This window comes from Burkholderia sp. GW821-FHT14F03 (assembly GCF_058803765.1).
The window spans coordinates 187,454-202,505 of the sequence record NZ_JBXAPG010000001.1; the positions used below are offsets into that span (position 1 = coordinate 187,454).

Annotated in this window: 13 protein-coding genes; 1 reads left to right on the plus strand and 12 read right to left on the minus strand. The window is 68.2% G+C overall.

What is annotated here, in order from left to right; translation table 11 throughout:
• Positions 1-90: 90 nt before the first annotated feature.
• The 8 genes from AC1RQF_RS00950 to AC1RQF_RS00985 all read right to left on the minus strand — a co-directional run bounded on the left by AC1RQF_RS00950 (position 91) and on the right by AC1RQF_RS00985 (position 8,426).
• Complete coding sequence (locus AC1RQF_RS00950; protein WP_492871072.1) at positions 91-387, minus strand: YciI family protein; 297 nt, start codon at positions 385-387, stop codon at positions 91-93.
• Between the two features lie 40 nt (positions 388-427).
• Positions 428-1,753 carry a short-chain fatty acid transporter gene (locus AC1RQF_RS00955; RefSeq protein ID WP_492871073.1) on the minus strand — a complete coding sequence of 442 codons (1,326 nt, stop codon included), beginning with the start codon at positions 1,751-1,753 and terminating at the stop codon, positions 428-430.
• A gap of 53 nt (positions 1,754-1,806) precedes the next feature.
• Positions 1,807-2,763 (minus strand): 3-hydroxyacyl-CoA dehydrogenase, encoded by a 957-nt coding sequence (locus tag AC1RQF_RS00960; protein WP_492871139.1) that lies wholly within the window; start codon positions 2,761-2,763, stop codon positions 1,807-1,809.
• Between the two features lie 2 nt (positions 2,764-2,765).
• Complete coding sequence (locus AC1RQF_RS00965; RefSeq protein WP_492871140.1) at positions 2,766-3,467, minus strand: SDR family oxidoreductase; 702 nt, start codon at positions 3,465-3,467, stop codon at positions 2,766-2,768.
• 47 nt (positions 3,468-3,514) lie between these two features.
• A complete protein-coding gene (locus tag AC1RQF_RS00970) occupies positions 3,515-4,567 on the minus strand; it encodes a cyclase family protein (RefSeq protein ID WP_492871074.1) in 1,053 nt (350 codons plus the stop codon).
• 40 nt (positions 4,568-4,607) lie between these two features.
• Entirely contained in the window at positions 4,608-5,351 is a 744-nt protein-coding gene (locus AC1RQF_RS00975) for an IclR family transcriptional regulator (RefSeq protein ID WP_492871075.1), read from the minus strand.
• Between the two features lie 441 nt (positions 5,352-5,792).
• Positions 5,793-7,106, minus strand: a complete 1,314-nt coding sequence (locus AC1RQF_RS00980) for an MFS transporter (RefSeq protein ID WP_273995846.1) — start codon at positions 7,104-7,106, stop codon at positions 5,793-5,795.
• A 141-nt stretch (positions 7,107-7,247) separates the two neighbouring features.
• A complete protein-coding gene (locus AC1RQF_RS00985; RefSeq protein WP_492871076.1) occupies positions 7,248-8,426 on the minus strand; it encodes a M20 aminoacylase family protein in 1,179 nt (392 codons plus the stop codon).
• A gap of 164 nt (positions 8,427-8,590) precedes the next feature.
• Here AC1RQF_RS00985 and AC1RQF_RS00990 point away from each other — a divergent pair, with 164 nt between their 5' ends.
• A complete protein-coding gene (locus AC1RQF_RS00990; RefSeq protein WP_273995848.1) occupies positions 8,591-9,493 on the plus strand; it encodes a LysR substrate-binding domain-containing protein in 903 nt (300 codons plus the stop codon).
• Here the strand turns inward: AC1RQF_RS00990 and AC1RQF_RS00995 are convergent.
• The 4 genes from AC1RQF_RS00995 to AC1RQF_RS01010 all read right to left on the minus strand — a co-directional run bounded on the left by AC1RQF_RS00995 (position 9,426) and on the right by AC1RQF_RS01010 (position 14,867).
• Positions 9,426-10,370, minus strand: coding sequence for a LysR substrate-binding domain-containing protein (locus AC1RQF_RS00995; protein ID WP_492871077.1), 945 nt, complete (start codon positions 10,368-10,370; stop codon positions 9,426-9,428). The two genes, AC1RQF_RS00990 and AC1RQF_RS00995, sit on opposite strands and share 68 nt — an antisense overlap.
• A gap of 79 nt (positions 10,371-10,449) precedes the next feature.
• Complete coding sequence (locus tag AC1RQF_RS01000; RefSeq protein ID WP_273995850.1) at positions 10,450-12,579, minus strand: phosphocholine-specific phospholipase C; 2,130 nt, start codon at positions 12,577-12,579, stop codon at positions 10,450-10,452.
• 33 nt (positions 12,580-12,612) lie between these two features.
• Positions 12,613-12,810: a hypothetical protein gene (locus tag AC1RQF_RS01005; RefSeq protein ID WP_273995851.1), complete on the minus strand. Its 198-nt coding sequence runs from the start codon at positions 12,808-12,810 to the stop codon at positions 12,613-12,615.
• Between the two features lie 50 nt (positions 12,811-12,860).
• Positions 12,861-14,867 (minus strand): LamG-like jellyroll fold domain-containing protein, encoded by a 2,007-nt coding sequence (locus AC1RQF_RS01010; protein ID WP_492871078.1) that lies wholly within the window; start codon positions 14,865-14,867, stop codon positions 12,861-12,863.
• Between the last annotated feature and the right edge of the window lie 185 nt (positions 14,868-15,052).

The following is a 15,052-nucleotide window of genomic DNA, read 5'->3' on the forward strand; positions in this document are numbered from 1 at the left end:
GGGGTGGCGCAAGGTCGATATGATGCCATTCCTTGCGCGAGATCCGCAGTTTCCCGTTGCATCGGCCGCGATTTGTCCGATCGGCGCACATTACAGATAGCATTCGCCCGCGACGTAGGCCTTGCGCCAGCGGGTGATCGTCACGCGCTCGAACAGGCCCGCGCGCGCGTAGGGATCGTCCTCGATGAAGTACTTGGCTTCGTCGCGCGTCTCGAAATCGACCACGTAGAGGCCGCCGCCGAGATCGCCGCCCGCGTCGTCGAGCTTCGCGCCGGAGGCGAGCAGGCGCGCGCTGTGCCGGGCCAGGAACGCCAGGTGCGCGTTCCGCTCTTGCGCACGCAGCGCCGCGTGGCCGGGTTTGTCGAAGGTTTCGATGATGTAGGGCATGAGGGGTTCCGAGGGGGAGGAAAGGGGATGGAGGGTCTGCTCAGCGCCATACCAGCACGGCGGCAGCGTAGATCAGGCCGACCCAGAACATCATGATTACCGTATAGCCCATGATGTCCTTGAGCTTGAGCTTCGAGAGTGCGAGGGCGGGCAGGATCCAGAACGGTTGGACCAGATCGTTCCACGCATTGCCGAGCATGACCGCCATCGACGTGTGTGCCACCGATGCGTCGAGTGCCTTGGCCGCCTCGATCATGAAGGGGCCCTGGATGACCCAATGTCCGCCGCCGGATGGTGCGAAGAAGTTGATGAAGAACGAACTGACGAGCCCCCAAAACGGCAGCGTCTTGGGCGTGGCGATCTGGACGAACCAATGTGAGAACGTATCGACCAGCCCGGAAGATGCCATGATCGCCATGATCCCCGCGTAGAACGGGTATTGCAGCAGGATCCCGCTGATTGTCCGGATCCCTTCGTTCAGTTTCTCGACATAGCGAATCGGCGTACCGAGCAACAGAATGCCGAGAAACAGGATGATGAAGTTGATCAGGTTCAGGTCGATCGACCCACCATCATGGAAATGCAAAACCACGTACAGGATGCCCGCGGCTCCGATCAGCCCGCTCAGCAGGCGGCTATGGTTCAGGCGGCTCGCGAAGGTGTGCGCGTCGTCCGGGATGGGGGCGGTCACGGCCGGCGTGGCGGCTTCGCTCGCGCGGTCGATTTCCGTTACCGGTTGCCCCGGTTTCGGATGCAGCCATGCATTCAGCAGCGGCAGCGTGACGATCACGACGGCGCTCGTTATGAGCATTGCCGGAGAAAAGATCGTGTCGGACAGCGGAATCACCCCCATCTGTGCTTCCATCGGGTGTCCTTTGGTCGAGATCAGCACCGGGATGCTGGCGGACAACCCGAGGCCATACAGCGTGAAGCCGCTGTATGCGGATGCGATGATCAGCGGATAGTGGACGCCGCGTACCCGCAGGGCGAGCTTGCGCGCGACGATCCCGCCAACCACCAGCCCGAACCCCCAGTTCAGGTAGCTGCCGATTCCGCCAACCAGCGTCGCGACGATCACCGCCGCGCACGGGCTGTGCACACGCGCAATCACGCGTTCGAGCAGGCGTTCGGTCAGCGGGGCGGTGGCCAGCACGTAACCCATCGCGAGGATCACCATCATCTGGGTCGTGAATGCGAGCAACGCCCAGAAGCCCTTCCCCCAACTGGTCGCGAGCGTGTGTATCGGCTGCCCTTGGACGAGCACGGCAAGCAGCATTGTCAGCAGGGTCAGCCCGATCGCGAATACGAACGGATCGGGCAAGTACCGGCGCATCAACTCGGTGAAAAAGGCGGTGATGTTACGCATGTCAAGGGTCTCCTCAAGGTTTTTATCGACTGGGCGAACGGTGCATCGGACACTTAGGGGGGGTCGTCGGCCGCTGCGCGATAGCGGATCAGCTTCATCAGCGCCCGATCGCGCCACGCGACGCGTTCCTCCCAGCGCTCGAGCGGCAGCACGCGTCGCCGAGCGGCGTCAACTTCGGCGACGAGCGCCTCCGTCCACGGGTCGTGCTGGCCGCGCTCGGCGCCCATCCGGGCATACGACGGGCCCATCTTTTCCGCGTGGGCGGCAATGCCGCCCCGGGTGTTGAGGTCGGCCGTCTCGAACGGGCCGAGCAAGGACCAGCGCAACCCGAGTCCTTCCCGCACCACGGTGTCGATGTCGTCGACCGAGGCGACGCCGTCGCGCACGAGACAGTAGGCTTCCCGCAGCAGCGCACCCTGTAGGCGATTGAACAAAAAGCCTTCGACTTCTTTCCGGACGCACACCGGCTTCAAGCCCGCGTCGGCATACAGCTCGCTCGCGCGATCGAGTACGCGAGGCGATGTGAACGGCGCGGGCACCAGCTCGATGACGGGAATCAGGTAGGGCGGATTGCCCGGATGGGCGACGAGGCATCGTTCACGGCCCGGCAGGTCGGCGTCGACAAAGCGCGACGCCGGCAGGAATGACGAGGCGCTCGCGAGAATGGCGTGCCGTGGTGCGATGCGCACGAGCGTGCCGAACAGCTCGCGCTTGAGTTCGACGCTTTCCGGCGCGCACTCCTGGATAAGCTCGGCTCCGTGCGCCGCCGCTTCCAGCGTTTCGACCACCTCGACGTGCGCGGCAACCGTGGCCGGCTTCTCTTCGAGCAAGCCGAACCGTGCGAGGCCTGCAAGCCGCGTGGCGATTTCGTCTGGCGCAAGCGTGCGCCGCCGTGTATCGGGATCGAACAGGCACACCCGCCGGCCCGCACGGGCAAAGGCGACCGCGAAAGCGACGCCGATGCTGCCCGCGCCGACGATACCGACCTGACCAACGTTTGAAGGACGCATGTTCACACCTCCGCGACGCCGATCGTCATTCCGCCGCAGACATACAACACCTGGCCCGTCACAAAGCCGCTGCGCGCGTCGAGCAGGTAGGACGCCGCATGCGCAACGTCGTGGGGCGTGCCGATGCGGCGAACCGGTACCTGAGCGAGGATCGCCTGCGTGCGGGGCGTGTCGGGCGGGTTCGCGAGGTCGAACAGCTGGGTGCGGATGGGCCCCGGGCCGATCGCGTTCGTCGTGATGCCGTATGCGCCGAGTTCGAGTGCCCATACCCGCGTCATGCCGAGCAAGGCCGCCTTGGTGGCGGCGTATGCAGTTCGCAGTGTTTTACCGAGCGCGGCTCGCGACGACATATTGACGATCCGGCCGAAGCCCGCTTCCTTCATGCCCGGCAGGAGTGCCTGCATGCACTGCATCGCACAGCGCACGTTGAGCGCCCATGCCTGTTCCAGCTCGTCGAGCGACTGATGTTCCGCCTCGGCCGGCAGTACGATGCCGACATTGTTGACGAGTCGTGTGATCGGGCCGCCCGCGAGCGCTCGCCGCAACGCATCCGCGGTCGCATCGGGATCGGCGAGGTCTGCTCGCAGACCCTCTCCGATCCGATCGATGACGACGACGTCATAGCCATCTTCGAGACAGCGCTGAACGCAGGCGGCTCCGATGCCGGCGCCGCCGCCGGTGATCAATACACGTTCTTTGTTCATATCAATAAAGAGGATTGCGAAATAATAAAAATACGAAAAATATGGGCCTACACCGTTGCGATCGGCGTGACGGGAGAACCCATGGCGCCGGGCAGGCGAAGCGGCGGGGCGGTCAGCATGAATCTCGAGCGTGCGTGCGTGCGCAACCACGCCGCCAGCTCGCGCAGATACCAGAGTTCGCCGAGCGGAAGCCCGAGCTTGAACAGGCAATGATGATGCAGGGGCAGCAGCGGATGCGAGCCGGGTGTCTTCGGCGGATGCGCGGGGTAACGTTCGACGGCATAGTTGTCGGCTGCCAGCGCGGCAATACCGGAATCGGTAATCCATTGCAGCAAGCGCTCGTCCCGGCCGTCGAGTGCGCAGCAATGGGCGTCGAGCACTTCCAGGTCCGGATCCCGGTTCATCTCGAGCAGCAGCTCGGCAAAGCCGGTACGCACGACCAGGATGTCGCCGTGCGCGACGTCTATCTGGTCGGCATCGAGTACGGCCATCAGATCGTCATAGCCGATCGCGCGATGCTCACGGCCGTGATGGGCGACGAGATCGACCAGTACGCCCCGTCCCTGCATGCCCTTCACGGCAAGATGCTCGATGCCGAGTGCATCCGCGTGGCTGTGCTCGCTGCCGCAGGGATGGGATTCGGAGTGCGCGTCCGGGTGATAGTCGATCGGTCCGACGATATCGGTGCATGCGCGGTAGCCGTTGTAGTAGACGCTTTCCGGCACACCGTCACCATCCGCGTCGAAACGGGCGCCTACGTGTGCGAGCGCATCCCATTGCGTGGAATACTGAAGACTCAGGAGTACCTGATCGTCGCTGACGACATCGAGCGCGTGTTCGGCAAGCCGCGAAAGCGGGAAGTTGACGTACGGCAAGCCGTCCTTGAAGGTTGGGCGCAGTACGGGCGGGTGACGACGCGGATTCAGTCGATTCGCGCCGGGATAATCGAGCGGCAGGGACAGGCAGAAAGTACGGCCGGCGCGAACTTCACGCGCGGCGTCGAGTACTTGTTGCGCACCGATCAGGTTGGGACGGCCGAGTTGGTCGTCCGGACCGAAATCGCCCCAGTTGGAACCCTCGGGTCGGTTGCTCCAGCGCATATCTCCCTCCTTTCCTTCGACCGCCTCGACAGGCATCGGGCTAGGCCAGCAATGATGGTGGAATCTGCCGATAAATCTCGAGCAGCGCCTCGACCGCGCGCGCCTCGTTCTTCAACAAGCGGGCTTTCGGGCCGCCTATGACGAGCGCGAAGGCTTCGCCATGAATCGTGAACCCCCGCGCGAGCCCGGCGACGTCCTCGACGTTCTCGCCGGTCGAGCGATGCCAGCCGTTGCGCACGCCTTGCTCCACTTCGCGCTCGAACACCCGCCGATCGACTACCGTGCCGTCGGTAAACGCTTCGAGCGGCTCGCAGGCGTCGAGCAGCCGCGTACGTGCCGACGTGTCGAGCGCACCCAGCAGCGCTTTGCCGGCCGCACTCGCATGCAGGAACATGAATCCGCCAGGCGCGTCGCTGTAGCGAATCTTCTGGCGCGACTCCATGACATCCAGATAGACCACGCGATGACCGGCCAGCGCGGCAAGCGCGGCTGTCTCGCCCGTTGCGTCGCGCAACGCGCTGAGCAGCGGTTGAAACTGCAGCGTCAACGGATCCTCGCTGCAGATATCGCGGGCGACATGCAGCAAGCGCTGCGTCGGGTAGTAGCCGGCCTTCACGCCAGGGGCGTACAGGTAGCCTTTTGCAACCATGGTCTGCAACAAGGCATGACAGCTCGACAACGGAATCCCGGTGCGCCGCGCGATCTCGCTGTAGATCATCGGTTGGCGCACTTCCGCAAAGAGATTGATCACGTCGAAGACGCGCACTGCTGTTTTCACATCCATGAGAGCATTATCGACAGGTTGATAAACTGATGACAAGAGTTCAAGGGTATACGCCTATCTGGGCATCGCCGGATAGTACGGGCTGCCCGCGGTGACAGCGAGTGTGTTCTGAGGGGGGATGACGCGCTGCGCGGCGTCTGGATGAGGCATTGGCGCAGCGTGTTGTTTCCACGGCGGCGGGCGAACGATACGACTCGTGCCGCTTGATGTGCTGGGCACGAGTGTTACTGCCCGAGGAAGCGGATGGTGTCGAGCCGCCGCGCCTCGATTCGCGGCGTGGCGCTCGCCAGCACGACGCGCCCGTGGTGTATCTGACGGATGATCACATCCATTCGCGCCCGGTAGGCCGACCGATGCGATTCGAATCCGCCAACTCCAGTATCAGGACGCCTGCCGTCAAGTATCAGGCAGGCGTCGAGCCGGGCATCACTCGGGCGCCGCTCAATCCAGCGCGCGCCCCGCATACTCCTTCAGCCCATGCAGCGCGACGAGCGTCAGCACCCCGCAGCCGATCGCATACCACGCCGGCGCGTTCGGATTGCCGGTCGCGGCGATCAGCCAGGTGACGAAGAACTGCGCGAAGCCGCCGAAGATCGCGACCCCGAGGCTGTACACGAGCGCGCCGCCCGTCGCGCGCACCCGGCGCGGAAACAATTCGCCGAGGATCGCGCCGCAGGCGCCGATGTTGATCGCATGGACGAGCGCGAGCGCCGCGACGATCGACAGCAGCGAGCCCGCGCCCGGCCAGCGGTTGAGCGCCACGAAGGCCGGGTAGATCGCGATCATCAGCACGATCCGCGTCCACCAGACGATCCGGTTGCGGCCGTGGAGGTCGGACAGGTAGCCGCCGAGCGGCGTCGCGAACGTGAGCACCGCGCCCGCGACGCAACCGGCCGTCATCGACAGCCAGACGGGCAGGTGCAGCACCTGCACGCCGTACAGCGCCATGTAGAACACGATGATGTAGTGGATCGAGGTGCCGCCGATCGTGATCCCGAGGCCGACCAGCACCGCGCGCCGATGGCCGCGCAGCACGTCGACGAGCGGCAGCGGCGCGGCGTCGGGCGTCGCCGCGCCCGGGATCGGGGCGGCGGGCACTTCCTCGACGGTGCGGCGCAGCCAGTAGCCGATCGGCACGAACAGCGTGCCGATCACGAACGGCACGCGCCAGCCCCAGCTTTCGAGCTGCGCGTTGCTCAGCAGCGTGGTCAGCGCGACGGCGGTCAGCGCGCCCGCGAGCGCGGCGAAGCCCTGGCTCGAATACTGGAACGACGCATACAGGCCGCGCCGGTGCTGCGGCGCCTGTTCGAGCAGCAGCGTGGTCGAGGCGCCGACCTCGCCGCCCGACGCGAAGCCCTGCAGCAGCCGCGCGACGACGAGCAGCACCGGCGCGGCGAGGCCGACCTGCGCGTAAGTGGGCGCGACGGCGATCAGCGCGGTGCCGAGCGCCATCAGCAGCAGCGTGACGATCATCGCGCGCTTGCGGCCCACGCGGTCCGCGTACATGCCGATCACGATGCCGCCGAGCGGGCGCGTGACGAAGCCGACGCCGAAGCTCGCGACCGCGAGCATCAGCTGGCCGAACGGCGAATGCACGGGAAAGAACAGCTTGCCGATCAGGATCGCGAAGAAGCTGTAGACGGTGAAGTCGTAGAACTCGAGCGCATTGCCGACGGCGGCGGCGGCGATCAGGCGGCGCCGGCGGGCGGCGGACGAGGCGGCGGGCGCGGCGGGCGTGCAGGCGGTGGTGTCCATGATTCCTCGCGGGGCGGGCAGGGGACGGGCCCGCGCAGCCCGATGCGGGCGCGCGGACATGACGCTAAAACGACGACGATGCGGGTGCGGGCCGCGCGACCCGGGGCCGGGCGGCGGGCGCGGAGGCTGCCGGAGGCAGGCTCAGGCGAGCCAGGCTTCGGTGAGCCGCACCCAGTAACTCGCGCCGATCGCGAGGATCTCGTCGTTGAAGTCGTAGCCGGGGTTGTGCACCATGCAGCCGCCGCGGCTGCCCGTGCCGTTGCCGATCAGCGCGTAGCAGCCGGGCCGGGCTTCGAGCATGTAGGCGAAGTCCTCGCTGCCCATGAGCGGCTCGGCTTCCGCCTCGACCCGCTCGGCGCCGAGCATCTGCCGCGCGATGTCGCGCGCGAACGCGGTCGGCTCGGGATGATTGACGAGCGCCGGATAGCCGTAGTCGTAGTCGACCTCGGCGCGCACGCCGAAGCTCTCGGCCTGCGCGCGCGCGAACGCGTCGATGCGGGCCGCGAGCAGCGCGCGCACGTCGGGATCGAGCGCGCGCACCGACAGCTTCATCACCACGGTGTCGGGGATCACGTTGAAGGTTTCGCCCGCCTGCACGCTGCCGACCGTGATCACGGCCGCCTGCTGCGCGTTCACCTCGCGCGCGACGATGGTTTGCAGGCCGATCATGATGCTGCCCGCCGCCGACATCGGATCGCGCGCCGCGTGCGGCATCGCGCCGTGTCCGCCGACGCCGCGCAGCGTGATCGTCACGCGGTCCGACGAGGCCATCGACGCGCCGGTGCGGAACGCCATGTCGCCCGCGGCGCGGCCGGGCATGTTGTGCATCGCGAAGATCGCGTCGCAGGGAAAGCGCTCGAACAGGCCGTCGTCCATCATCGCCTTCGCGCCGCCGAAATTCTCCTCGGCCGGCTGGAAGATCAGGTTGAGCGTGCCCGAGAACGCACGGGTCGCGGCGAGGTGGCGCGCGGCCGCGAGCAGCATCGCGGTGTGACCGTCATGGCCGCACGCATGCATGCGGCGCGGCACCTGGCTCGCATACGGCAGGCCGGTGGCCTCGCTGATCGGCAGGGCGTCCATGTCGGCGCGCAGCCCGAGCGTGCGCGCGCCCGCGCCGGCCCGCAGAACCCCGACCAGGCCGGTCTTGCCGAGCCCGCGATGCACCTCGTAGCCCCAGCCGTGGAGCAGGCCGGCGACGAGTTCGCTGGTGCGGGTCTCCTCGAACGCCAGTTCGGGATGCGCGTGGATGCGGCGGCGCACCTCGATCAGCTCGGGGGCGATGTCGGCGATGCCGGGAATCACGGGGTTGACGGACAGCATGCTTGTCTCCTTCGTTGTATCGGCGCGGTTGAAATCCGACGCACGTGTCGACGAAGCATATAAAGTTCTGTCGCGCACCATAAGCTGATAAATTCCGATGGTGCCAACCCTGGGTTGCCTCCCCATGAACGCCGCGCGCGGCGTTCGCCACCGCGATTCGTCCGATGAAATACCACCAGCTCAAGGCTTTCGTGACGGTTGCCGAGGAAGGCAGCATCCGCGCCGCCGCGCGCGCGCTCAATCTGTCGCCGGCCGCGCTGACCAAGGCGATCAAGGAGCTGGAGCAGGCGCTCGGCGTGTCGCTCGTGGTGCGCACCGCGCGCGGCGTGCAGCTGACCGCGTTCGGGCAGCAGCTGCAGGTGCGCGCGCGTCTGATCGTCGCCGAGATGCAGCGTGCGCGCGACGACATCGAGCAGGCGCAGGGCGCGGCGACGGGCGCGGTCGCGGCGGCGATCACGCCGGCCGCCGCCGTCTCGATCCTGCCCGACGCCTATCAGGCGTTCCGCCGCCGCTTCCCGCTGACACAGGTCAGTTTCTTCGAAGGTTTTCCGGGCGTCGCGCTGCCGCGCCTGCACGACGGCACGCTCGATTTCGCGGTCGCCGTGGTGATGCCGGAGCGGCTCGCCGCCGAGTTCGACCACGCGCAACTGTACGCGAGCCGGCTGCGCATCGTCGCGCGGCGCGCGCATCCGCTCGCGCGCTGCACCTCGCTTGCCGATCTCGTCGACGCCGACTGGCTGCTCAATCCGTCGCCCGAAAGCTCCTCGCAGATGCTGTGCCAATGCTTCGAACAGCACGGGCTGCGGCCGCCGCATCGGGTGGTGGAATGCCCGAGCTTCGCGGTCGCGCACAGCCTGCTGCTCGGCTCCGATCTGATCGCGGCGGTGCCGGAGCAATTGCTGTCGATCGAGTGGGCGCGCGGGCAGCTCGCGGTCATGCCGATCCGGGAAGCGATCCCGCCCTTGTCGGTGCAGGTGGTGACGCGGCGCGACAGCCCGCTCACGCCGGCCGCGGCGATGCTGCTCGACTGTCTGCGCGACGCGGCGCGCCGGCACGGCTTGGCGTGAACGGCGCGCGCGGCGCATTCGCGCTGGGCACGCAGGCGAGGAACGTGTCGATGAGCCGGGCGGCGCGGCGCGCGTCGAGGCAGTACAGATACTCGTGCAGCATCGGCGCCGGCGGCGCGAGCGGCACGGCGCGCAAGGCCGGATCGCCGGGCACCTCGCCGCGCGGCAGCACGCTGACGCCGAGATTCAGGCGGATCGCCTCGTAGATCGCCTCGCGGCTGCCGATCACGGTGTGCGGCGGCAGTTCGAGGCCGACGCGCGCGAGCGCGGTCTCGAACACGTGCCGCGTCATCGAGCCGGGCTCGCGCAGCAGCAGCGCGCAGCCGACCAGTTGCGCGAGATCGACCTGCGCATGACGCGCGAGCGCATGATCCGGGTGCATCACCGCGACGAGCGGATCCGAGGCCACGAGCCGGCGCGTCACGCGCGGGTCCTCTTCGAGCCGCGACGACACCGCGAGATCGATCCGGTATTCGAACAGCGCCTGCAGGATCTGCTGCGAATTGCCGATCTCGAGGCTCAGCTCGACGGCCGGGAAGCGCTCGCGGAACGCGGCGATGCTGCGCAGGATGTAGTAGGGGCCGGTCGCGCCGATCCGCAGGTTGCCGCTTTGCAGGCTGCCCGCGTTGCGCAGCAGGAAGTCGACGTCGCTGCCTTGCTGCGCGAAGCGCTCGGCGTGCGGCATCAGCGCGACGCCGACGTCGCTCAGCTCGAGCCGGCTGCCGCGCCGATGGAACAGTTCGACGCCGTAGCTTTCCTCGAGCTGGCGGATCCGGCCGGTGACGGTCGGCTGGCTGAGCTTCAGCTGGCGCGCGGCGGTGGTCACGCTGCCCTGGCGCGCCACCGCGAAGAAGGTGATCAACAGGTCGCCGAGCATGGGCGATCACGGCCTCTCGCGTGGATAAACCGCCAGTGTGACGCCCGTTTGTGACAGCCGATCGCGACCGGCCGCGTCCTCAACTGCCGAGCGCCGGATCGGAGCGGCCGTCCTTGCCGGTTTCCAGGCGACCGGCGAAGCGCCGCGAGAAGCCGCCCTGCGGCGCCGTGACGGTGAAGTCGTACCAGTTGTCCTGGCCGGCCAGCGGCCAATGCTGGTCGAGCTGCCGCCCGGCCGGCACCGTGAAGCGCCACGGGCCGTCCTTGCGGTACGCGTTCGGCGTGACCGTGAAGGCGGCGTCCGCGGCGCCGGTGTTGAGCATCGTCAGGTACAGGTGCGCGTTCGCGATGTCGTAGCAGACGCGGATTTCCGGCCCGCTCGCACCCGCCGCCGAGCTGGCCGACAGGTCGCCGCGAAACGCGCGATGGAAGCCGTTCGGCCCCAGCACCCACAGGTCGTAGCGGCCGCGATCGCTCGCGAACGCCTCCCAGCGATCGGCCAGTTCCTTGCCCGGCTCGACCGCGTAGCGGCGCGGCACCCGGTCCAGGTGTAGGCGGTCGTACACGTGGAACACGGCGGCCGCCTGCCCGGTGTTGCGGAAGATCAGCCACAGCGCGCGGCCCGGCGCATCCTCGCGGCTGCTCACGTGCAGCTCGTAGGGCAGCGCGCGCGACGGGCGCTGGCCGTCGTTCTGCGCGGGCAGGCGTTGCGCGGCGGTCGACGGCAGCGGCACCGGGTTTTTCGCCTCCTGGCTCTTGCGGATGTCGTCGGCCGCCTTGCGCGGGCGGTTCGGCAGCGTCGCGAGGCCCTCGTTCGGCGTCACGAAATTGAAGGCGGACATCAGGTCGCCGCAGATCGCGCGGCGATACGCGCTGATGTTGGTCTCGGCGACGTCGAAGCGCTTTTCGAGGAAGCGCAGCACCGAGGTGTGGTCGAACACCTGCGAGTTGACCCAGCCGCCGCGGCTCCACGGCGACACCACGTACATCGGCACGCGCGGGCCGGGGCCGTACGGGCGGCGGTCGACGTGATACTCGCCGCGCGTGTCGACGGTCGATTTGCCGGCGAGCGTATCGCCGTCGTAGGCGGGCGCGCAGGGCGGCGGCGCGTGATCGAAGAAGCCGTCGTTCTCGTCGAAGTTGACGAGCAGCACGGTCTTGCTCCACACCGTCGGGTTCGCGGTCAGCGCGTTCAATACTTCCTGCGTGTACCACGCGCCCTGCACCGGGCTCGACGGCCCGGGATGCTCGGAATAGGTTGCGGGTGCAACGATCCACGATACCTGCGGCAGCAGGCCCGACGCGATGTCGTCCTTCAGCGCCTGCAGGAAGCCGCCGTCCGGCATGGTGTTCGACACGCCCTTGAGCAGCGGGCTGACGGTCTCGTCGTTCGGCGTGTACGGCGGATACGGCGAACCGTTGGCCTGGTTGCCGCGCCTGCGGTTCGCGTCGCGGTAGGCCTGGAAGCCGGCGAGCGGATTGTCGGTGTAGTTGTCCGGCATGTTCTGGTACACCTTCCAGCCGATCCCCTTGGCCTGCAGGCGTTCGGGATAGGTGGTCCAGGTGTAGTTGGCCTTGCCGTCCAGCGATTCGCCGATGTTGTCGATCGACGGCCCGCCGCGCGCGCCGCCCGGGTCGTTGGTGCCGGTCCAGTGGAACAGCCGGTTGGTGTTGGTGCCGCCGTGGAACGAGCAGTGATAGGCGTCGCAGAGCGTGAACGCGTCGGCGAGCGCGAACTGGAAGTCGAGTTCCGTTTTGGTGTAATGGCCCATCGACTGCGGCTGCTTGTAGGTCGGCCACTGGTTCATCCGGCCAAGATCCCACGCGCTCTGCGCATCCGGGTAGCTGTGCGGCGTGCCGCTGACCCGTTGTGCGTTGCCGATGTTGCTGTCGAGGTAGTAGGGCAGCACGACGCGGCTCGCGCCCTTGCTGTCGGTATAGGTCTGCTGCCATACGTCGCGGCCGCCCGCGAGCGGGATCGGGAAACGGTCGCCGAAGCCGCGCACGCCGTTGAGCGTGCCGAAGTAATGGTCGAACGAACGGTTCTCCTGCATCAGGATCACCACGTGCTCGACGTCGCGGATGCTGCCGGTCGCGTTGTTCGCGGGGATCGCGAGCGCGCGGCGGATCGAATCGGGGAACGCGGCGAGCGCCGCCGTGGCGGCGGCGCTCGTGCCCGCCAGCTTGAGGAAATTGCGTCGGCTGTTCATGTCGGAGTCTCGGTGCGGTTCGGGACGGCGCGATCAGGGCGCGCAGCGCAGGTTCGGCGTGCTCGCGGGCGTTTCGCCGGGGGCGGTGGGCTGCTGCGGGGACGCATCGCCGTTCGGCTTGCCGGGCGGCGCGGTGTCGTCGTCGCCGCCGCAGGCGGCCAGCGCCGCGCAGACGAGCGCCGCCGCGTACCAGCGCGTGCCGCGCGGCGTCAGGGAAAGCAGGGAAGGCATCGGTCGGGACCTTTCTCGATGAAGTCGGAGGGCGGAAGTCATGGCGGGTGTCACGGGTTCAGCGACGACAGCGGCTGGCGCGACGCATTGATCGACGTCAGCTCGGCGAGCGACAGGCGGCGCGTCCACATCGCGAGATCGTTCAGTTCCATCACGCCGCGCAGTGCGTCGGGGTTGTTGCCGTAGTAGTTGTGAGTGGCGTCGTCGTTGATGCCCCAGGTGCCGGTGCCGAGCCCCGCGAGCTTCGTGACGTCGGTGTTCGCGATCGCGCGGTTCTCGACCTTCTGTGCGCCGAGCACCGGATCGAGCACGTAGGCGCTGAACAGCCGGGCCCGCGCGTCGATCGACAGCGCGACGTAGACCCATTGGTTCGCGCTGAACTTCAGGCCGTTGATGTCGTCGCGCCGGCCGCCGCTGCCGAGGTTGAAGCGCAGCTCGCACGCGCCGAACAGGCCGATCGCGATGCCCGCGTTCGCGCCGGACGTGTAGTTCTTGTTCGCGATGACGGGTTCGCCGCTGCCGTTGCCCTGCGTGCAGTCCGAGCGGAACCAGAAACCGAGCGTGAATTGCGGCTGCTGCGCGAGATCCGGGCCGGTATGCGTGAGCTTGTACGAGTCGATGCGCGAATCGACGCGCAAGGACTGGCCCGCGAAATTGTCCGCGCCGGCGCTGCCGCCGTCGGACGCCGCGCTCCAGGGGCCGAGCGTCGATGCCCGGCGCAGGTCGGCCGGCGGCCACGCGTCGAAGCTGTAGTAGAGCGCGAGCGCGTCGCGCAGCGTCGGCGCGAGCGGCACGGGGGCGACATAGTCGATGCGCGCCTGGTAGGCGACCGGCACGCCGTCGCGCACCAGCACGTAGTCGAAGCTGTGAGGGCCGTCCTCGATGCCGAAGTGGCCGTCCGTGTAGCGGGTGGTCGCGGGATCGAGCGTGGCGAGCCGCTTGCCGTCGCGCCACAGCGTCATCGGCGTGTTCGTGGCGGCGGGATTGCGCCAGCTCAGGTCGAGCGTGTCGCGGTAGCGGCTGACGGTGCTGGCGAAGCCGCGCGCGCCGAGCGCCGCGCCGATCAGCGGCGTGCCGGCGAAGCGCGCTTGCGCCGGGTCCGCCGCGATGCCGAAGTGCGCGAGCACGGTGGGGGTGATGTCGGTTTCGCTCGGCAGTGCGCTCAGCGCCGCCTCGGTCACGGGCGCGGGCGCGCCGGGCGAGGCGAGCGGATTGAAGGCGGTGCCGAGCGCGATGAAGGCGGTGCGGTTGTCGACCGAGGCGATCGGCGTGGCCGAGCCGGTCGCGTCGAGCCCGTGCGCGGTGGTGACCACCACGAGCCAGGTTTCGCCGGGCGTCGCGGCGCGGCGTGCGGCCACCTCCGCGAGCAGGTCGCCGAGCGCCGTGTCGACGCGTTGCAGCGCGAGCGCATAGCGGCCGTCCTGGAACCCGGCGGCGGCCGCCGCGACGGCGGGCGCCGCGTAGTGCGCGAACACGAGGTCGTAGCCGCCGCGGATCAGCTTCGTTGCGTTTTGCGTCACGCAGGCTTCGGCCTGCGCGCAATCGACCTGCGTGCTCAGGTCGCCGCGCCGCGCATCGGCTTGCAGCAGCGCGGCCAGCGTCGCGGTGCTCGTCACGGCGCCCAGCCGGCGCGTCGCGCCGCCGTCGGCCGTGCGCAATGCATGGAACAGGGTCGGCGCGGCGAGCGAGCCCGCCGACGCATCGTCGGCGACGCCGTGCCGATCCTGCCAGGTTCCGCTCAGCACGCTCGCCCAGCTCGGCCCGTCGACGGGCGCCTGCTCGGTCGGCGTGCCGGGCGCGCCGCCCGTCGCGCTGGGCGTCAGCGACAGCGTGGCGAGGTTCGGCAGTGTGCGCTGCACCAACGCGCGCTGCACTGCCGTGTAGGTCGCGCCGTCGACGCCGACCAGCAACACTTTCGCGCGCGGCGGCGTGGAGACGGGCGGCTGCGCGTCGGTGCGCGCGCCGCTTGTCACGCCGTCGTCGCCGCTGCCGCACGCCGCGACGAGCACGCTCATCGCGAGGCAGCCTGCGAGCCCCATCCATCGTATCCGGGCCATGTCCCCATCCTGTTGGAATCCGCGGCCGGACGGAGATCGCCCGGCTTACAGAGCAGCGAGGATAAGCATGCGGAGCGTCATGAAAATGACAGGAAGCAGAAAGAAATCGATGGATGGGTCGGAATTTTTTACGCGCGAGCCCGGCAAAGGCGCCGGCGCGCGCAAGCACGGGGTGATTCGATGCG